This window comes from Dinoroseobacter shibae DFL 12 = DSM 16493 (assembly GCF_000018145.1).
GTDB classification, from domain to species: Bacteria; Pseudomonadota; Alphaproteobacteria; order Rhodobacterales; family Rhodobacteraceae; genus Dinoroseobacter; species Dinoroseobacter shibae.
Genome location: NC_009952.1, coordinates 883,626 through 903,314 on the forward strand (window position 1 = coordinate 883,626; position 19,689 = coordinate 903,314).

The window sequence follows — 19,689 nt, forward strand, 5'->3', positions numbered from 1 at the left end:
GCCGCTTACCTGTCGGGGAAACTGCAGGTCCCGCCCCAGGCCGGATAGGCATAGCTCTCGTCCCCATCGGCCACCATGGCGCAATGGCGCAAGAGCCAGCTCTTGGCCTCCAGCCCGTCGCTGCGCGCCCCCAGCGCACCGGCGCTGAAGCCCAGGCTGAGATACCCCGCCACCAGGGCCGAGGCCGCCGAGGTGCCCCCGAAGCTGCAGAAGTAGGAGCCGAATTCGCGCAACCCCTGCTCCGGCTCGCGGGAGGCATAGGGGCTGTCGGAATAACCGTGGATGCCCGGCACATCGGTCGAGATCACGTCGTAATGGGAATACTTGTGGTTCTCGTTCGGCTCCGGCACGCCGATGGGGTCGTAATCGTGCCGCCGCGTGTCCAACCGGACCTGGGTGCGGTCGAACACCTCCGCATCGCCCGAGGGCCCCATTACGGTGATGTTCTGCGACGCCGAGAACCCCGCCAGATACCCCTTGGCGTTCATCGCCCCCACCGAGATGATCCCGTTATGGTCCGAGGCGAGGTTCGCGGGATAGATCCCGTTCTCCTCCCCCGCATTGCCCGCGGCACAGACCACCGGCCGCTTGAGCGAGACATTGACGATCAGCTCCGCCAACTCCGCCCAAAGCCGCGCCTCCTCGGGAGTGGTGGCCGCCGGGGCCGTGGCCTCGGCCAGGGACACGCCGCCGATCTCGCGGCCCGCGATCTCCGGCACCGTGCGCGCGGGGTCGGGGATGTTGCGCGGCAACAGCACCACATCCGCGTCGATCAGGTCCGCATAGAGGAATGCCACGATCAGGACCTCCGGGTCCGGATCGAAATTGGTCGAAATCGGCACGATCTCGCAATGGGGATCGACCCCGACATAGGGCAGCGGGATCTCCGCGTCGCCCTCGTCCTCCACGGGCCGCACCGCCTTCACCCGGGCCGGGCGCGCGCCCACCAGCCCGGCGATGGCCGTGCCGTGGTTGGAAAATTCCTCGCCCACGCAGGGCTGCAACCGCTCCGGCCAGGCCCGGCTGCCATGGGAGGTGCGGTCGATCAGCCGCGTCAGGATCTCGGTGATCCCGGGCAGGCCCTCGGCCACATGGGTGTCGGTGCACAGGCCCAGATCGCCCAGCTTGGCGTCCGGCGCGCGGTAGGCAAAACAACCCAGCGGCGCGGTGAAGAGATCGAGCGCCAGGTCCTTGTTGATCGCCGGGACGAGGTTGGGATGCTTTACCGCCACCGAGGTGTCGATGATCGCCACCCGGGTGCGGCGCTTGTCCTTGCGCCTGTAGGCCCAGCCGTTCGGCTTGTGATCGGGGGTGCGCACGCCCATCGACACCAGGTGCCACAGCGCGTCGTAATCGGGGTAATCTTCGCGTCCTGTTGTCATCTCGCCGCCCCTCACATCCATTCCGATGCCGCCGCGAGCATCTGCTTTTTCAACACCTTTTCCAGCACCGGCGTCACCATCCGCGCCAACTGGTAGCCGCATTCGGTGTCGGAGGCATAATGCACCCCGGCCCATTCGCGGTTCTCCGCGATCCGGCGGGCCGAGCGGAACAGCTCCGAGCTCGCCGGATGCTCCGGCAACATGCGCGAGAACACGAAGGCCAGCGCGAAGGACTGGAACGAATGGTTCGACGGCTGGCTCTCATGGCCCGGATAGGGGATGAACGGGCGCAGCCGCGGCTCCACCTGGTTCGGCCGGGGCGTGTTGAACCGCCGCTTGTAGCGCAGCCCGATCTCGTCGGTCAGCGCCAGCACCACCTTGAACAGCCCCACCGTGGCATCGAGCCCGCCGACGCCCTCGCCCTCCAGGGGGCGCAGATAGCCCGACAGCTCGAAGGACGCCTCGCGCAGGATCTCCTCGCGCCGCTGGGCGCCCTCGGGCCGGTGCAGCAGAACCTGCTTTTCCAGCAGGTCGATCGCCTCGGCGCGCAGCTGCTCGGGGCTCGGGGGCAGGGGAACCGGCAGGTCGATCCACTCGTCGAGACACTTGTGGAGCGCCTCGCGCTCCTGCCAGGGCTCCTGCATGCCCGCATTGGCCGCCCCGTCGTCATGGCTGCGATTGCGGTTCCGGTTCCTGTTGCGATTGCGGTTCCGGTTGCGATTTCGGTTCCGGTTGCGGTTCAGGGCCACCAGCACCCCACCCGAGGCCACGCCGCCCCCGCCCGCCGCGCCCACCGGCCCATCGCCCTGGGCGTCGTCCATCCCCGACAGCTTCAGCCCCACGGCGGTCACTTCGAACTTGTGGCTTTGAAGAATATCGTCGTCCTCCGGCCGGTCTTCCATGGGTCATCCCCTCACGATGTCAGTCTTTTTATGATGCTCAGAACGTTGGTCTCGTCCTGTTTCTGGGCAAAGCGGAAGCGCTCCTTCTGCACCTCCGGGTCGCCGAAATCCGGGTCCACGGCGGTCAGCCGCGTGAACATCTCCTGGGCCTCCGCCTCGCGCCCGAGCTTTGCGTAGTTCAGCAACAGATACCGCATCGCGGCGGCAAAGCGCGGCTGTTTGCGCAGGGCCCGCTGCCCGGCCATGATCGCGCGCCGATGATCGCCCGCCATGGTTGCGGCCATCGCCAGCGTGGTGTCGTAGCTGTAGCTGATCGGGCTGAAGGCACCCAGGGCCGCGCCCCGCTCGGCGGCGCGGTAGGCCGCCTCGAACTCCCCGGAATAAAGCTTGTGCAGCGCGTAGTGATCCCACACGAAAGGTTGCGACGCGTTCAGGTTCAGCGCCTGCTCCAGCAGCCCGCCGGCCATGTCATGCTCGTGAAACACATAGCCCATCACATGGGCGATACAGGCCAGCGAGATCGAGTTGAACGGGTTCTGCCCCAGGGCGGCCTCGGCGTTGGCGCGCGCATCCTCCAGCTCGCCGCGGTTCAAAACCCCCATGTTCTCGCCCAGCTTGAAGGTCGTCAGATAGGCGCGCAGGGCCGGGTAGATCGGGCTGTCCTCTTCGCTCTCGGCCCCGCGCAGCAGCATGGATTCCGAGTTGCTCAGCGCGTTCTCGTCCAGCTTGAACATCAGGTTCAGCGCCGAATACCCGACCTTCGGCGGCCAGTCCTCGCGGTTGTCCAGCATCCGCAACCGGTCCTCGAACATCGACTTGGCCATCCGGTCGACATTCTGCGCGATGAACCCCTCCAGCAGCATGGAATTCTGCACGATCTCGTCCGCGGAGGTCTGGATCGACTGGGACCATTCCAGCGCCATCCGGCTGGACCGATAAAGGAAAAACGTCAGGGTCAGGCTGTCGCGCACCTGCAAGGTCCGCACGCGGGTATAATACTCGGTCTCGAATGCATTGGTGAACCGGTCCGAATGGACGCCCGGATCGCGGAAATCGAACACCGCCACCGGCTCGAACTCCCGCAGGTTCCGCGCCACCCCTTCCAGCACGTAATCGGCCAGGTGCTGGGTCGCCCCGTCGCAGCCCTGCTGGATGTTGGGCAGAAACCCGATGGAGCAGGTCTGCGGCGCCTGCGTCTCGCTCAGATCCTCGGTGCTGCGCGCAGGCACCAGCAGCCCGCGGGTCTGCGCCGGGGTCGGCCGGGCCGCCGGGGCGGGGCGCGGATGCGCCTCCAGCAGGTCTGTCGCCTTGTCGTACCAGATCTGCCGCTCCATCTGGAGCCAGTCCTCGAACTCCTCGTCGACCACGTCGATCCCTTCGAGCAGTTCGGTGTCCTCGGTGATCTCCAGCTCGTGCAGCTGCGCGGGATCTCCCATCACCGTGGCATGGTCGATCCAGACCCGGTCGAGCCGCAGGCCGATCGACATCCGGTTGATGTCGAGGATCTCATCGGCCAGCGCGCCCAGGTCCTTGCGCAACTCGAACACCGTCTGCCGCAGGGAGGATGCAGATTTCTGTTCGTCACTCGTACTCCACAGCTTGTCGCGCAACCAGACCCGGGTACGCTGCCCCCGCGGAGCCAGCGCCAGAAGCGCCAGCAGACCCTGGGCCTTCTTGCCCCGCGGTGTCAGATTTCGGTCCCCGGCAGAAAAGAGACCCAGCGGGCCAAGTACATAAAGCTTGACCAGCTGGGTCGTGCCCTGCTCGGGACCAGTACTCATTACGGACCCCTGCTCGGGCTTGAACAGAGCGGAGGGCTGGGTTTGGGGATGCACCGACCGCTCTGCTTCCACCGGGAAGGGTGCACCTGGACAGGATTTGGACGCATCGAAGTCGAGCTCCAGAGTTTGGTTCTTCAAACGTGTCGGGCGGGAACAGTGCCCTTGATTGAAATGATAAGCTACTGAAAAATTGCTTGTGTTCAAAGGTTTGAAGCCTTCTTTCGAGTGCGCTACCGCATCCTGTCCAGATGCCCTCTGACCTTGCGTCATCTACCGTTAGGAAACTGTTAGTGATTCCTAACACCCTGTCGCGTGGCGTGATCCTGGGATGGGGCCGGCGCCGTTAACCTTTGTTTCCAAGGCCTTGCGGCAGGGGGCGGCAGGCCCCCGAGGGCCCAGCAGGCCCACCGCCCCGGGACCGGACCCGCACCTTCCCGGCTCGGAGCGCCGTGCCCGAGGCCGCCTGAACCAGAACCACGGCGCCCGTCGGCGCATCCAGCCCGCGATCCGTCGAAATGCCGGCCCAGAGGCGCGGTTGACGTTGGGGCGGGGGCAATTCGCCCTTGCGTTCCTGTGCCGGGCGGTCATTCTTTTCTGCGGTGCCTGCCAAGCCGGTCCGCAACAGACGGTCCCAGGCAGCGCGGTGGGGGCGGCCTCGCGTCCCTCCGCCGAAACTCAACTGGGAGATACATCACCATGCAAAAAACCACCCTCCTGCTGGCCACATCGGCGCTCGTTCTGACGCCGATCCTCGCCAGCGCCGAAACCCTGCGCTGGGCGCGGGCGGGCGACAGCCTGACCCTCGATCCCCATGCCCAGAACGAAGGGCCCACCCATACGCTCGCCCACCAGATCTACGAGCCGCTGATCATCCGCGATCATTTCGGCCAGTTCCAGGGTGCACTGGCCACCGAATGGGCCCCCAAGCCCGATGATCCCAGTGTCTGGGTCTTCAAGCTGCGCGAGGGCGTGACCTTCCATGACGGCTCGGCCTTCACCGCCGAGGACGTGGTGTTCTCCTTCGAGCGGGCGAAATCCGAAACCTCCGCCATGAAAGAGCTGCTGACCTCGATCTCCGAGGTGCGCGCGGTCGACGACATGACGGTGGAGTTCGTGACCGAAGGACCGAACCCGATCCTGCCCAACAACTTCACCAACCTGTTCATCATGGACAAGGGCTGGACCGAGGCCAATGGCGTCACCCGGGTGCAGGACATCGCCAATGGCGAGACCACCTTCGCCGCGACCAACGCCATGGGCACCGGCCCCTACGTGCTCACCAGCCGCGAGCCGGATGTGCGCACCGTGCTGACGATCAACCCAGACTACTGGGGCGCGGATGACTTCCCGCTGCAGGTCACCGAGATCATCTATACCCCGATCCAGAACGCCGCGACACGGGTGGCGGCCCTTCTGTCGGGCGAGGTGGACTTCATCCAGGACGTGCCCGTGCAGGATCTCGAACGCGTGGCCGGGACCGACGGGCTGGAGGTGCAGACCGCCGCCCAGAACCGGGTGATCTTCCTCGGCATGAACTCCGGGGCCGACGATCTCGACAGCGACAATGTCGAAGGCGCCAACCCGCTGGCCGATGCGCGCGTGCGCAAGGCAATGAACATGGCGATCAACCGCGACGCCATCAAACAGGTGGTGATGCGTGGCCAGTCCGCGCCTGCCGGCATGATCGCGCCGCCCTTCGTCAACGGCTGGACCGCCGAGATGGACGGGGCCGCCATGACCGATATCGACGCCGCCAAGGCGCTGATGGAGGAAGCAGGCTATGGCGACGGCTTCTCGATCCAGCTCGACTGCCCCAATGACCGCTACATCAACGACGAGGCGATCTGCCAGGCGGTCGTGGGGATGCTCGGCCAGATCGGCGTGACCGTGAACCTCGACGCCAAGCCCAAGGCACAGCACTTCCCGCTGATCCAGAACGGCGAGACCAACTTCTACATGCTGGGCTGGGGTGTTCCGACCTATGACAGCGAGTATGTCTTCAACTTCCTGGTGCACACCCGCGAGGGTGACCGGGGCTCCTGGAACAACACCGGCTTCTCGAACGCCGAGGTGGACGCCAAGATCGTCAGCCTGGCCTCCGAGACCGATCTGGCGGTCCGCAACCAGACCATCGCCGAGATCTGGCAGGTGGTGCAGGACGAACAACTCTACCTGCCGATCCACCACCAAGTGCTGAACTGGGGCAACACCTCCGCCGTCGGCTACCCCAACGTCTCGCCGGAGGACGACCCGAAGTTCAAGTTCTTCGAGATGAACTGATCCATTCGATCTGTTCGGGGAAAAGGGCGGTGCTCCGGCGCCGCCCTTTGCAGTTTCCGATCGACGCGCAGTGCGTCAAGTTTACCAAACCGCAAATTGCACAAGGACGAATCGTGCCTGTACGTGCTAGAAATCATTAAAGAAGTGTTAACGAGGAAGGCATAGTAGATATGCACAAACAGTTTGCGGCTATTTTTTGTCTCTTCGCATCTGCACAAATCGTACAGGCGGCACCAGTCGAGTTCCAAACCTATACTTTCGAGGCGATCGGGACTTACGAATATCGCTATACCGGCAATTACGACTATCTCAGCGAACTCTATTATACGGATATTCCCGTCGGATCTCTGGATGTTTTCACATCCGAGGTCGGCAAGATCATCTACACGATCAAAGGTGCCGATCTCGATGGAAACGGAAGGATCGATGCGCGCCGATACCTTGAGCCGGAGCTGGATTACTACAGCGTCACTTTCCAGCATGCGGACGGGTCCAGAAGCCCAGTCGCGTTCGGCCGCGACAGTGTCAGCTATTATAGCGTGGGTGGATTTTTCGACATGGCGACCCGCGAAATGAACTTCAACCACCAATTTCTTAACGTCAGCGGCGATCTTACAGTGCAGACCGGGTATGCCAGGGGCGACAAGGCAAGCGAGACCCTCGAATACCTCGACGGCAACTACACAACCCGGGTGATCGCATCGACTTCCATCCGCCAGGTTTCCGGCCCCAGCATTCCTGCGCCCTCGGCAGTGCCACTTCCCGCATCCGGTTTGATGCTGATTTCCGGCTTTGGTCTCTTCGCCTTGCTGCGCCGTCGGAAAAACCAGCCCGTCGCCTGACCGCCTTCACACCCCCGTGAGCCAGCCGCTTTGCCGGTGACCCTGCCGCATTTCGGCGGCATGCTGCGCCGGTTGCTGCACTCACGACGAAGGACACACCATGATACGACTGCTGAGCCCGGCGGCCCTCGGGCTGCTGGTCGCCCTGCCTGCGGCGGCCAACGAATTCCGCTGGGCCTCCACCACCGACCCGCAGACCATGGACCCCCACGCGGTCAACTCCGCCCCGGTCCTGGGGTTTCTCAACAACGTCTACGAAGGCCTCGTCCGCCGCGGCAAGGACATGATGACCTGCTCCCCTGAAATGTCCTCAAATTTTGGTTAGCCTGTTCTCTAAGTGAGGAGACAGACGATGAAGAGAAGCCGTTTCAGTGAAGAACAGATCATTGGCATTCTTAAGGAGCACCAGGCTGGGTTGGGCGCGAAGGAGTTGTGTCGCAAGTACGGGATCAGTGACGCGACCTTCTACAAGTGGCGATCCAAGTATGGTGGCATGGAAGTGTCAGATGCGCGACGTTTGAAGACGCTGGAATCTGAGAACGCCAAACTGAAGAAGATGCTGGCTGAGCAGATGATGGATGTTGCGACGCTTAAGGAAATGCTTGGAAAAAACTTCTGAGGCCCGGTTCAAGGAGGAATGCCGTGGACTGGGCCATGAAGACAAAAGGCTACAATCAGCGCCGGGCGTGCGCGCTGGCGGGGATCGATCCGCGTGTGTATCGGCGTCGGTCGAAGCGCCTTGCCGACACGGAACTGCGGGTGAGGATGAAAGAACTGGCGTCCGAGCGGCGTCGGTTCGGTTATCGCCGCCTGCACATGCTGCTGAAGCGTGAGGGCTGGGAGGTAAACTGGAAGAAACTGTACCGGCTCTACCGCGACGAAGGGTTAACCGTTCGTAAACGGGGCGGACGCAAGCGCGCAGTGGGCACCAGGACGCCCATGGCGATCCCGCAGGGGCCAAACCAGAGGTGGTCCCTCGACTTCATGTCGGATGCGCTGGAAGACGGGCGTCGGTTCAGGGTGCTAAACGTGATTGATGACTTTAGCCGGGAATGTCTGGCCGCTGTGGTCGATACATCCATCAGCGGCGCACGTGTCGCCCGCGAGTTGGATCGGATCGCCGAGCTGCGTGGGTACCCCTGCCTTGTGGTCAGCGACAATGGAACCGAACTGACAAGCAACGCGATGCTGAAATGGCAGGAAGACCGTAAAGTCGACTGGCACTACATCGCGCCCGGAAAGCCCATGCAGAATGGCCTCGTCGAAAGCTTCAACGGGAGGATGCGAGAGGAATGCCTGAACGAACACCTGTTCCCGTCACTGCGCCATGCCTGCCGCATGATTGCGGCATGGCGCGACGACTACAACCACCACCGCCCGCACTCGAGTCTCGACGGGCTCACCCCGCGGGAGTATCACCAACGGTCAAGAGAGGACCAAACCCTGAACAGAGCTAACCTATAAACGCGGACTCAAAGGGGAGCAGGTCAATGACCATCGAACCCGCGCTCGCCACCTCCTGGCAGCCGATCGGCGACGGCGCGGGCTGGCGCTTCACCCTGCGCGAGGGCGTGACCTTCCACGACGGCTCCGCCTTCACCGCCGAGGACGTCCTCTTCTCCTATGAACGCGCCTCCTCCGAGGCCTCCGACACAAGCAGCTGGTTCGCCCCCGTCTCCGAGCTGCGCGTGATCGACGACTACACGGTCGAGATCCTGACCACCGCCCCCAACCCGATCTTCCCCGACAGCATCGCCAACTGGATGATCATGGACAGCGGCTGGGCCGCGGCCAACGACGCCACCCGCCCCGACAAGGAGGCCGGCAACCACGCCACGCTCAACACCAACGGCACCGGCGCCTTCCGCGTCACCGCGCGGGAGCCGGGCCTGCGCACCGTGCTGGAGCCCTTCGACGGCTGGTGGGACACGCCCGAGCACAACATCACCCGAGCCGAGTTCACCCCGATCCAGAACCCGGCCACCGCCGTGGCGGCCCTGCTGTCGGGCGATATCGACATGATCAACCCGGTGCCCATCCAGGACGCCGCCCGGCTTGCGGGCCAGGACGGGGTGCAGGTGATCCAGGGCATCGAGGCGCGGGTCATCATGCTGGGCTTCCCGCACGCCGCCGAGGCGCTGAAATACTCGGCCTCCGACGAGCCGGGCAACCCTTTCGCCGACCCCCGCGTCCGCCGGGCTGTGGCCCAGGCCGTTAACGTCCCCGCCATCCTGCAAACCATCATGCGCGGCAATGCCGAACCGGCGAGCCAGCTGGTCTCCCCGGCCATGCGCGGCTTCTCCGCGGGCCTCGCCGACCGACCCGCCTACGACCCGGACGCCGCCCGCGCCCTGCTGGCCGAGGCGGGCTACCCGGACGGCTTCTCCTTCGGGCTGAAATGCCCCAATGACCGGTACCTGAATGACGAGGCCGTGTGCCAGGCGGTCACCGCCATGCTCGCCCAGGTCGGCCTCGACGCCCAACTCGAAGCCATGCCCGTGCGCGGCTACTGGGACCGGCTGCGGGCGGAGGATTTCGACATGTACCTGCTGGGCTGGTCGCCGGGGACGTTCGACGCCGAACACCCGATCCGCTTCCTTGCCGCCACCCCCAACCCGGAGGCACGGTTGGGCTCTTGGAACTTCGGCGGCTACTCGAACGCCCGCGTCGACGAACTGCTCCCGATGATCCAGTCCGAGATCGACGATGCCAAGCGCCAGGCCATGCTCGACGAGGTCACCGGCATCCTGCAAGCCGAGACCGCCTACGTCCCCCTCTACGTCCAGCCGCTGGTCTGGGGCGCGCGCGACACGGTCAGCCTGACCCAGCGCCCGGACAATTTCTTCATCCTGCGCTGGGTGACGATGAACTGAGCCCCCCGGCGGCGCACCCTTCGGCTGCGCCGCCGATCACAGGGGTCAACACGCCGCAACGCTGGTGCATGCCCCGGTCCCCGAGACCCGGCCGCACGGATGGCGAATTATCCAACAATTCGCCCTGTGCGATCCAAGCGGCGCGAACGGCAGATATGAAAACAGAGCGTCAGGTGCCGTATTTCGTATCATTTTTTGCATATACCGACGTTAAGAACCGGATTCGGGCGCAATGAGTGCGCCGATACATTATGCCGGATCACGTGAAATGACTGTGATCGCAATTAGAGCTGCGCCAACCGCCCCAGCGTCTGGAAGCCGAGCTGTAAAGTCACGGTATTTCGGCTTTTGCTGACGCAAGCCTGCGATCACCCCACTTACCAGTTTTTACTGCCCAAGCTCATCCGGCGAGCAGATTCTTCGAATACTCCGCATGTCTTCGTCGCCAAAGCCTTCTAGTCCGACCACAATCACCATATAATTCGGAATGCCAACTGTCAGATACCGGAGAGCGGCACGTATCTGACCAAATTCATCATCGATAATGTTGCCGCGACCATCAAATTCGATGTTTTCCAATGATGCGGGCAGTTCGCCGATTTCATTCAGGTAACGCGCGGCAACCAAATCAGTGTAGGATCCCAACTGAAACTCAAAGAAATCAAATGCCTGGTCTGTGGGCACTCCCATAGAGTGAAAGAATGCCGAGGTCTTTCTCGTCGCCTTTGTCATTCTTTGAACAACACCCGATCCATTCACCGGTGTGAACGGATTGAAACATGGCGTTACATCGCGCGGCTTGCTCGCGCGTCTTCTGTCGGTTGCGCACATCTGCTGTGCGAACCCGTTCTCCAAGGCAAGCCGATCACCAAGAAGTCGGTAAGTGGATTCCCTCTGTCGTATGCATTCGTCCATATCGAAGCCAGACTGAACTGGATCGAACAAGATGCTTTCATCTGTCTGCTGAAGCGTTTCAACCGCACTAAGTTGTTCGTATACAGCCTCTAGCGGAAGGTTTCGCGACTGTCCTTCCCCACGTTCAATGAAGAAAGCCGGGTCACTCTCAGCGATGGACATTGTGGCAGATGCCGTCACAAGAGCTAATGCTCTGATAATGGTTAGTCCAAAAAAGCGTGGTAAAGACATAGCGAGGCTCCTGTCCCAATAGGCTTTGATAAAGTCAATTCAAAAATTAGAATCGGCGCTGTACAAGATTACCGGGCGGGGCGATATATGCAACTTCATTCTTCGGCGGTATGAAGTGTTTGGGACCTGCAATCGTGTTGAGTTTCTAGAGCTTGAGGCACCAATCCTGACAACAGGCCCTGTCTGCTTGGCAAACCTTGAGCCTTCACTCAGCGAAAGGTGCCTGTTCATTCCGCTGGTCGGTCGAACCAATTGCAGCACCGGCCACGAAGGGCTCACAGCCGCCCCTCATGGTGCGCAGCAGCACGCCAGGGGCCAGCCCCAAGAACACAGACTGACGCCCCGCCCCCCCGCGCGTCACACCGCCAGCACGCCCGCATATTTCGAGCCCGTGATCGGTCGACCGTCGTTGGCCAGCACGAACCCCGAGATCACCCGGGTCAGGCCCCAGACGAGCAGGAAGATCCAGATCAGAAATCCGATCCCGATCACCATGGAGGCCAGCGCCACCAGCCCGATCCCCAACCCGATCCAGAAGGTGCGGATCTGAAACGTGAAATGGCTGTCGGCCAACGGGTCCGAGCCCCGGGTGATATAGGCATAGATCAGTCCGGCAAGGCTCGTGATCCCGACGAAATACCCGACCGCATAAAGCCCGTAGACGATCTTCACGGCCAGCATCGGGTCGCTGGGGCCGGGGGCGGGGGGGCGCGTGCCGGTTTGGCGGGGGCGCGGGGGTGGCGTTGTGGTCGGGTCGGTCATGGGGCCTCCTGGGGTGCTTGCCGTGACAACGCGGCCCCCGGTGCCGGGGTCCGGGCCGGGGGCCGCGCGCTTACTCGAAATTCACCGTCAGCGTCGGTGTCCCGGGCAGCCCGAGGTATTCCACCGTCGCGCGTCCCTTGGCCTTTGCCGGCGGCATCAGCGGGCCGATGGAGCCGACCGAGATCATGTCGCCTGGCTTGAAGGTGATGCCCGTGCTGCGCAGCCAGACCACGGATCGCAGCGGGTTGCCGAGCACCGCCGCCCCGGGCGCCTCGGACAGCACCGTGCCCTCCGCATCGGTGACCCGCACCTGCATTTCGGCCAAAAGGTCTATCATCGCGCCGCTGTCTTCGAACGGGATCGCCGGGCCTAGCACACCCGCCCGCGCGCCCACACCCCCCGCGGTGATCGACGCGCCGTTGAGCGGCTCGTCGGGGCCGTACATCAGGTCTGGCAGCTCGATGAAGGCGTGGATCGAGGCGATGGCATCCATCACGTCCGCGCCGGTCTCGGCGTCGTTGATCGCGGCACTGCCCACCACGAACACCAGGTCCGCCTCGAAGAGCGGCCGCGCGCCATGGGGCTGGGCCACCGTCGCGCCATCCTCCAGGAACATGTCGCGGTACAGCACCCCGGCTACCGGCTCGCTCACCCCGAAGGCCGCCATCGCCGCGTCGCTGGTCAGCCCCGCCTTGTAGCCCACCACCGGGCCCAGATGCGGCTCGAGGGCCGCGACCACCTTGGCCTGCGTGCAGCGCGCCTCCTCCAGCGTCGCCTCCGGGCTCAGCGCTTTGGTGGGCGTCTTGGCCAGGTAATCCTCCACGAAGGCCGCAACCTCCGCGTCCGTGGCGCACCCCGCCTGCGCCACCCCCGGCAGCATCAGCCCCGCCACCGCCGCCCATATCCATCCGCGCATCATGAAAATCCTCCCCTGACTGCCTTCGCGCACAGCTTGCCCCCGCACACGGCAGCAGGCAACGAATTTCGCCAGCGCACCTCACGCCACGGCCCCCTTGACCGCACCGGACAGGCGCGGGACAACAGACCCCACACCGGGGAGGGCACATGCTCGCATTCATCATTCGCCGCGTGGTGCAGTCGATCATCGTTCTGCTCGTGGTCGGGCTGGTCGCGTTTTCCATGTTCCGCTTCGTGGGCGACCCGATCGACGGACTGCTCGGCCAGGAACGCACCATCGAGGATATCGAACGGCTGCGCGCCCAGCTCGGCCTCGACGACCCGTTCCTCGTGCAATACTGGGACTTCCTCAGCCGCGCCTTCCAGGGCGACCTGGGCATCTCCTACCGCCAATCGCGCCCCGTGGCCGAGATCCTGCTCGAACGGGCCCCGGCGACGCTGGAACTGGCGCTGGTCTCGGGCGTGCTCGCGATCTTCTTCGGCATCGTGCTGGGGATCTTCACCGCCATCCGCCGCGACGGGTTCGCCGCGAGTGCCATCATGTCGATCTCGCTCATCGGGGTGTCGCTACCCACCTTCCTGATCGGCATCCTGCTGATCTACGTCTTCGCGGTGGAGCTGAACTGGCTGCCGAGTTTCGGCCGCGGCGAGGTCGTGGACCTCGGCGGGTGGACCACCGGGTTCCTCACCGCCTCCGGCCTCAAGGCACTGATATTGCCCGCGATTACCCTGGGCCTCTACCAGATGACCCTGATCATGCGGCTCGTGCGCTCCGAGATGCTCGAAGTGCTGAGGCAGGACTACATCCGCTTCGCCCGCGCCCGCGGGCTGACCGAAAAGGCCGTGAACTTCCGCCACGCCCTGAAGAACACCCTGGTCCCGGTGATCACCGTCACCGGCCTGCAGCTCGGCTCGATCATCGCCTTCGCCATCATCACCGAGACCGTGTTCCAATGGCCCGGCGTGGGGCTTCTCTTCATCAACGCGATCCAGTTCGTCGACATCCCCGTCATGGCCGCCTACCTGATGCTGATCTCGGTGATGTTCGTGGGCATCAACCTGGTGGTGGACCTGCTCTATTTCGCCATCGACCCCCGCCTGCGCGTCGATCGCAGCGCGGCAGGAGGGCACTGACATGACCGACACGACCCCCGACCTTCCCCCCGACACGCCCGTCGCGGTCAAGGAACCGTCACGCTTCTCGGTCGCCTGGCAGTCGGACTTCGCCTGGAAATTCCGCCGCTCCCCCGTGGCGCTGGTCTCCTTCTCGGTGGTGGTGCTGCTGGTGCTGGCGGCGCTCTTCGCGCCGCTCATCGCGCCTTACGACCCGTTCAACCCGGCGTCCCTTAACCTGATGAACGGGTTTTCCGCGCCGATGACCCCCAACGCGTTCACCGGCGACACCTTTTGGCTCGGCACGGACGACCAGGGCCGGGACGTGTTCTCGACCATCCTCTACGGGATGCGGATCTCGCTCTTCGTGGGCTTCGCGGCGGTGCTCTTCGCCATGACCCTCGGCGTGACCCTGGGCCTGATCGCGGGCTATGTGGGCGGCTGGGTGGAGACGATCATCATGCGCGTGGCCGATGTGCAGCTGACCTTCCCGGCGATCCTGGTGGCCATGCTGATCTTCGGCATCGCCAAGGGGATCACCCCGGTCGAATACCGCGACCAGATGGCGATCTGGGTGCTGATCCTCGCCATTGGTCTCTCGGACTGGGTGCAGTTCGCCCGCGTGGTGCGCGGCGCGACCCTGGTCGAGAAGAACAAGGAATACGTGCAGGCCGCCCGCCTGATCGGGCGCGGCTCCGGCGCGATCATGCTGCGCCATATCCTGCCCAACGTGCTGTCGCCGGTGCTGGTGATCGCCACGATCTCCTTGGCGCTCGCGATCATCGCCGAGGCGACGCTCAGCTTCCTCGGCGTCGGCGCCCCGCCCACGCAGCCCAGCTTGGGCACCCTGATCCGCATCGGACAGGGGTTCCTCTTCTCGGGCGAGTGGTGGATCCTGTTCTTCCCGGCGGTCACCCTGCTGGTGCTCGCGCTCAGCGTGAACCTGCTGGGCGACTGGCTCCGCGACGCCCTGAACCCGAGGCTGCGATGACCCCTCAGTCCAGCGGCGAGAAGCGCGCCAGCCGGTCGAGCTGCGGCGCCATGGTGCACCACACGTCCCCGGCGGTGAGCACCCAGTGCACCTCGCCTGCCTCGGCGGCGACGATGACGCGGCCGGGGTCCGTGGTGACCATGTCGAGGCCGATGACATTCAGGAACAGCGCGAGAGCTTGGGCAGACAGACACATGGGAAACACTCCTTTGGTGCGTTTGCGAAACCGCACCCGTCCTCCAACCCGGCGGCTGTCCGGCACTATGCCACGCCCGCGCCCCTGTTGCGTCCCGCGCGATGCTGCGGCGCGGCATTTGCCGCAGGGCGCAACGCCCGTACCCGCCACCCTGCCCAATCCTTCACCGCTTTGCCCGTGGGCCGGGCAATTCGAACGCTTTCAGACCCGAGGGGCCCGATGACCCAACCCGTCCTGTCGATCCGCAACCTGACCGTGGACATCCCCACGCGCTACGCGGTGCTGCGGCCCGTGGACAAGGTGTCCTACGACATCGCGCCCGGCGAGATCCTGGGCGTGGTGGGCGAGAGCGGCGCGGGCAAGTCCATGGCCGGGAACGCGGTGATCGGGCTGCTGACCCCGCCGGCCCATATCTCCTCCGGCGAGGTCTGGCTCAACGGCAAGCGGATCGACAGGCTCACCCCCGAGCAGATGCGCCGGGTGCGCGGCAAGGATATCGGCATGGTCTTCCAGGACCCGCTGACCTCGCTCAATCCGCTCCTGCGGATCGGCGACCAGCTGACCGAGACCATGCTCGCGCATCTTCCGATCTCCCGGGCGGAGGCCGAGGAGAGGGCGGTCGCCGCCCTCGAGGAGGTCGGCATCCCAGCCGCGCGACAGCGGGTGAACAGCTACCCGCACGAGTTTTCCGGCGGGATGCGCCAGCGGGTGGTGATCGCGCTCGCGCTCTGTGCCGAGCCGTCCCTCGTGATCGCGGACGAGCCGACCACCGCCCTCGACGTCTCGGTGCAGGCCCAGATCATCGCGCTGCTGAAACGGCTCTGCCGCGAACGCGGGACCGCCGTGATGCTCATCACCCACGACATGGGCGTGATCGCCGAGGCCGCCGACCGCGTCGCGGTGATGTATGCGGGCCGCCTGGCCGAGCTTGGCCCGGTGCGCGAGGTGCTCACCGCCCCGCGCCATCCCTACACCTTCGGGCTGATGGGCTCCACGCCGCTGGCATCGAAGGGGCTCAAGCGGCTGCATCAGATCCCCGGCTCCATGCCACGCCTCGGGCGGCTGCCCCCGGGCTGCGCCTTCAGCCCGCGCTGCCCCCGGGCGCAGGACAAGTGCCGCCATGACCCGGGTCCGGTGATCGACGCCGACGGGGCCGCGGCCTGCTGGTTCCCGATGGACGGGACCGAGGGCATCGGCGGTGACGCAACACCACCGCACGGTGGTGCCCGACACTTGCCCGACACAAGTCCGACAGGGGCCCGACCCGGGGCCGACGCCGGTTTTACGGGGGGCGGGGCATGAGCATCCTGGTTTCCGTCAAGGGCCTGAGCCGCCGCTTCGACGTCTCCAAACCCTGGCTCAACCGGGTGCTCGAACGGCTGCCCAAGGCGATCCTGACCGCCGTGTCGGATGTCAGTTTCGATGTCGAGGAACGCACCGTCTACGCCCTGGTGGGCGAGAGCGGATCGGGCAAGTCCACCATCGGCAAGATGGTGGTCGGGTTGCTGCAACCCTCTGAAGGATCAGTGAAAATCGGCGGCACCGATCTCGCGCGAGAGACCGACCCGGCCAAGCTCGACCTGGTGCGCGCGGACATCCAGATGATCTTCCAGGACCCGTTCGCCAGCCTCAATCCCCGCTGGCGCGTCCGCGACATCATCAACGAACCGGTCTCGGCCCGGGGCGGCGATGTGAAGGGGCTTGCGGAACGCCTGCTCGAACAGGTCGGTCTGGCCGCCGAAGACGCCGGCAAGTTCCCCCACGAATTCTCCGGCGGCCAACGCCAACGCATCTGCATCGCGCGGGCGCTGGCGTCGGAGCCGAAGCTGATTGTCTGTGATGAGCCGACCTCGGCGCTGGACGTCTCGGTGCAGGCGCAGGTGCTGAACCTGATGTCCGATCTCAAGGATGAATTCGGGCTGACTTATCTCTTTATTTCCCATGACTTGACCGTGGTGCAGCATGTGGCCGACCGGATCGGGGTGCTCTATCTCGGCCGGCTGGTGGAAGAGGCGGATCCCGACACCCTGTTCGAAAATCCGCGCCATCCCTACACGCAGATGCTGTTGGCGGCGGCGCCGAAAATGGACGGGTTCGGGCGCGAGGTGGAGCCGCCCAAGGGCGAGATCCCGGACCCGATCAACCCGCCCACGGGCTGCGCCTTCCACCCCCGCTGCCCGATTGCCGTGGCCCGCTGCAGCGCCGAGCGGCCGGAGTTGCGTCCCCTGGGCGGCGCGCGGGTCGCCTGTCACCTGGCCGAGGCGTAGCGCCTATTCGGCGGCGATCTGCGGCATCTCCCCGCCGATCTGGGCGGTGACGTCCCGCGCGGCGGTCTGCACCGCCGCCCCGAGGGCGGGCAGGGCCCCGGGGGCGAAGCGCGCCGAAGGGCCGGAAACCGAGATCCCGGCGATCGGCTCCCGGAAGCTGTCATAGATCACCGCCGCCACGCAGCACATGCCCTCGTAGCGTTCCTCGTTATCGAAGGACCAGCCCCGCTTGCGGGTGATCCGCAGGTCGCTCAGCAACGCCTCCGGGTCGGTCAGGGTCTTGGGCGAGAATTGCTGCAACCCAGTGCGCCGAAACAGGTTTTCCACCGCACCCTGCGGCATCGCCGCCAGCAGCGCCTTGCCGATTCCAGACGCATGCATCGGCCCGCTGGAGCCCGGCCGGTGGAAGGCCCGGATCGGGTTGTGGGTCTCCACCTGGCCGATGAAGACCACGTGGTCATTGTCGAGAATGCCGAGATTGGCGGTCTCGCCGGTCTGCTCCATCAAGGTGCGCATGGAGGCGCGGCCCACTTCCAGAAGGTTGGTCCGCTGCATGAAACTGGTGCCGACCCGGAACGCCTCCAACCCCACGCGCCAGGTCTGGCTCGCCTCGTCCATGTCGACATAGCCGTGCTTTTCCAGGGTCGCGAGCACCCGGTGCGCGGTGGAGGCGGGCATCCCGAGGCGCATGGACACGTCCGACAGCGTCCCGCCCCCGTCCCGGGCCAGGGCACTCAGGACCGACAAACCGCGGTCCAGGGCCTGGATCGTGCTGGATTGCCCGTCGGAAAAGGCATTCTTGGGGCGCCCGCGGCTTCGGCGCGGAGAAGGGGTCTGGTCTTTCATGCGGCCTCCGATGACTGTACTTTAGAGTATTGGTTTTTGGGAAATATTTTCAATCCAAAACTTCATAAAGGATTTGGAAATCAAAAAATCATTTTTAAACAATGGCATGGAGACATTTTGCCAGTCTTGAAAAACTTTTCCGAAAAAATTGAAAAATGATTCCGAAACGGGTACGAAGAGGCCTCAGGAGGACTGCACCATGTTCGATCAGAACCCGATTTTCATCCCCGGCCCGACCAACGTTCCCGACCGCCTGCGGCGCGTGATGGACATGCAGACGCGGGACCATCGCTCCCCGGCGTTCGGCGCGATGCTGCCCGAACTGTTCGACGGCGTGCGCAAGGTCTTCAACACCAAGGACGCCGCGATCATCACCTTCCCGGCCAGCGGCACGGGCGGCTGGGAAGCCGCCGTCAGCAACACCCTGTCGCCCGGCGACACGGTTCTGATCGCCCGCTACGGCATGTTCAGCCACCGCTGGATCGACCTGTGCCAGCGCCATGGCCTGAATGTCGAGATCATCGAATGCGCCTGGGGCAGCGGCGCGCCCGCCGACCTGTTCGCCGAGCGGCTGAAGGCCGACAAGGGTCACGAGATCAAGGCCGTCCTCGTCACCCATAACGAAACCGCGACCGGCGTGCGGTCCGACATCGGGGCGGTGCGGCGCGGCATGGACAGTGCCGATCACCCGGCGATGCTGATGGTGGACTGCGTGTCCTCGCTGGCCTCGATGCCCTTCGATTTCGACGGCTGGGGCGTGGATGTCGCGATCACCGGCTCTCAGAAGGGATTCATGCTGTTCACCGGGATGTGCATCGTCGCCGTCAGCCAGAAGGCGCTGGAGCATCGCAAGACCGCGAAACTGCCGCGCACCTTCTTCAGCTTCGACGACATGCTGGCGGCCAATGGCGCGGGCGGCTATCCCTACACCCCGCCGATCCAGTTGATGTTCGGGCTGCAGGAAAGCCTCAAGATGCTGTTCGAAGAGGGGCTGGAAAATGTCTATGCGCGCCACTTCCGGCTGGCCGAGGGCGTGCGCCGCGCGGTCGATGCCTGGGGCCTGCGCCTGTGTGCCGAGAGCGCGGATCTTTACTCCGACACGGTCAGCGCCATCTATGTGCCCAAGGGGTTCGACAGCAACGCGCTGACCCAGCATGCCTATGATGCCTATGACATCTCCTTCGGCGTGGGCCTGGGGGAGATGAACGGGAGGGCCTTCCGCATCGGGCATCTGGGCGCGTTGACGGATGTGACCATGCTGTCGGGTCTTGCGACCATCGAGATGGCCATGGCCGATCTCGACTACCCCATCGAGCTGGGCTCCGGCGTGGCCGCGGCGCAGCAATTCTACCGGACAACGGCGGGCGCAAGCCTCGCCAAAGCAGCGTGA

16 protein-coding genes and 2 pseudogenes are annotated in these 19,689 nt (G+C 64.6%); 10 read left to right on the forward strand and 8 right to left on the reverse strand.

The genetic code is table 11. The features are described 5' to 3' along the window. Positions 1-5 precede the first annotated feature (5 nt). The 3 genes from DSHI_RS04445 to DSHI_RS04455 are packed head-to-tail and all read right to left on the reverse strand — an operon-like array spanning position 6 to position 4,065. On the reverse strand, positions 6-1,382 hold the full coding sequence (locus DSHI_RS04445; protein WP_012177546.1) for a S8/S53 family peptidase: 1,377 nt from the start codon (positions 1,380-1,382) through the stop codon (positions 6-8). 11 nt (positions 1,383-1,393) lie between these two features. Next, positions 1,394-2,284: a phosphatase PAP2 family protein gene (locus tag DSHI_RS04450; RefSeq protein ID WP_012177547.1), complete on the reverse strand. Its 891-nt coding sequence runs from the start codon at positions 2,282-2,284 to the stop codon at positions 1,394-1,396. A gap of 11 nt (positions 2,285-2,295) precedes the next feature. Beyond that, positions 2,296-4,065, reverse strand: a complete 1,770-nt coding sequence (locus tag DSHI_RS04455; protein ID WP_157865252.1) for a transcriptional regulator — start codon at positions 4,063-4,065, stop codon at positions 2,296-2,298. Positions 4,066-4,761: 696 nt separating this feature from the next. Between DSHI_RS04455 and DSHI_RS04460 the strand changes: the two genes are divergently transcribed. The 5 genes and pseudogenes from DSHI_RS04460 to DSHI_RS04485 all read left to right on the forward strand — a co-directional run. Beyond that, entirely contained in the window at positions 4,762-6,345 is a 1,584-nt protein-coding gene (locus DSHI_RS04460) for an ABC transporter substrate-binding protein (RefSeq protein WP_012177550.1), read from the forward strand. A gap of 170 nt (positions 6,346-6,515) precedes the next feature. Continuing rightward, a complete protein-coding gene (locus tag DSHI_RS04465) occupies positions 6,516-7,187 on the forward strand; it encodes a VPLPA-CTERM sorting domain-containing protein (RefSeq protein WP_012177551.1) in 672 nt (223 codons plus the stop codon). Between the two features lie 100 nt (positions 7,188-7,287). Beyond that, positions 7,288-7,473, forward strand: a pseudogene (locus DSHI_RS04470) (ABC transporter substrate-binding protein); the annotation flags it as partial. A gap of 66 nt (positions 7,474-7,539) precedes the next feature. Then, a protein-coding gene (locus DSHI_RS04480) for an IS3-like element ISDsh2 family transposase (protein WP_076611556.1) occupies positions 7,540-8,651 on the forward strand; the annotation gives its coding sequence in 2 pieces (ribosomal slippage) (positions 7,540-7,795 and positions 7,795-8,651; 1,113 coding nt in all). Between the two features lie 20 nt (positions 8,652-8,671). Then, positions 8,672-10,060 (forward strand): annotated as a pseudogene (locus tag DSHI_RS04485) (ABC transporter substrate-binding protein); the annotation flags it as partial. 387 nt (positions 10,061-10,447) lie between these two features. Here DSHI_RS04485 and DSHI_RS22225 read toward each other — a convergent pair. From DSHI_RS22225 to DSHI_RS04500, 3 genes are all read right to left on the reverse strand, one after another. After that, the gene (locus DSHI_RS22225; RefSeq protein WP_157865255.1) at positions 10,448-11,206 is read right to left on the reverse strand and encodes a hypothetical protein; all 759 of its coding nucleotides are present in this window, start codon (positions 11,204-11,206) and stop codon (positions 10,448-10,450) included. A 357-nt stretch (positions 11,207-11,563) separates the two neighbouring features. Then, positions 11,564-11,968 carry a DUF4870 family protein gene (locus DSHI_RS04495; protein ID WP_012177555.1) on the reverse strand — a complete coding sequence of 135 codons (405 nt, stop codon included), beginning with the start codon at positions 11,966-11,968 and terminating at the stop codon, positions 11,564-11,566. Between the two features lie 70 nt (positions 11,969-12,038). Further along, positions 12,039-12,887: a 2-keto-4-pentenoate hydratase gene (locus DSHI_RS04500; protein WP_012177556.1), complete on the reverse strand. Its 849-nt coding sequence runs from the start codon at positions 12,885-12,887 to the stop codon at positions 12,039-12,041. Between the two features lie 146 nt (positions 12,888-13,033). On the opposite strand from DSHI_RS04500, the gene DSHI_RS04505 reads away from it, so the two are divergent. Beyond that, positions 13,034-14,020 (forward strand): ABC transporter permease, encoded by a 987-nt coding sequence (locus DSHI_RS04505; RefSeq protein WP_012177557.1) that lies wholly within the window; start codon positions 13,034-13,036, stop codon positions 14,018-14,020. A gap of 1 nt (position 14,021) precedes the next feature. After that, positions 14,022-14,990 (forward strand): ABC transporter permease, encoded by a 969-nt coding sequence (locus DSHI_RS04510; RefSeq protein ID WP_012177558.1) that lies wholly within the window; start codon positions 14,022-14,024, stop codon positions 14,988-14,990. A 4-nt stretch (positions 14,991-14,994) separates the two neighbouring features. Here DSHI_RS04510 and DSHI_RS04515 read toward each other — a convergent pair whose 3' ends face one another. Beyond that, on the reverse strand, positions 14,995-15,186 hold the full coding sequence (locus DSHI_RS04515) for a hypothetical protein (protein ID WP_012177559.1): 192 nt from the start codon (positions 15,184-15,186) through the stop codon (positions 14,995-14,997). 219 nt (positions 15,187-15,405) lie between these two features. Here DSHI_RS04515 and DSHI_RS04520 point away from each other — a divergent pair, with 219 nt between their 5' ends. Next, the gene (locus DSHI_RS04520; protein ID WP_012177560.1) at positions 15,406-16,488 is read left to right on the forward strand and encodes an ABC transporter ATP-binding protein; all 1,083 of its coding nucleotides are present in this window, start codon (positions 15,406-15,408) and stop codon (positions 16,486-16,488) included. After that, on the forward strand, positions 16,485-17,453 hold the full coding sequence (locus tag DSHI_RS04525; protein WP_012177561.1) for an ABC transporter ATP-binding protein: 969 nt from the start codon (positions 16,485-16,487) through the stop codon (positions 17,451-17,453). The genes DSHI_RS04520 and DSHI_RS04525 overlap by 4 nt, the downstream gene beginning before the upstream one ends. Positions 17,454-17,456: 3 nt before the next feature. Here the strand turns inward: DSHI_RS04525 and bhcR are convergent, their stop codons facing one another. After that, entirely contained in the window at positions 17,457-18,299 is an 843-nt protein-coding gene (gene bhcR, locus DSHI_RS04530) for an HTH-type transcriptional regulator BhcR (RefSeq protein ID WP_012177562.1), read from the reverse strand. A gap of 199 nt (positions 18,300-18,498) precedes the next feature. Between bhcR and bhcA the strand changes: the two genes are divergently transcribed. Continuing rightward, positions 18,499-19,689 carry an L-aspartate--glyoxylate aminotransferase BhcA gene (gene bhcA, locus DSHI_RS04535; RefSeq protein WP_012177563.1) on the forward strand — a complete coding sequence of 397 codons (1,191 nt, stop codon included), beginning with the start codon at positions 18,499-18,501 and terminating at the stop codon, positions 19,687-19,689.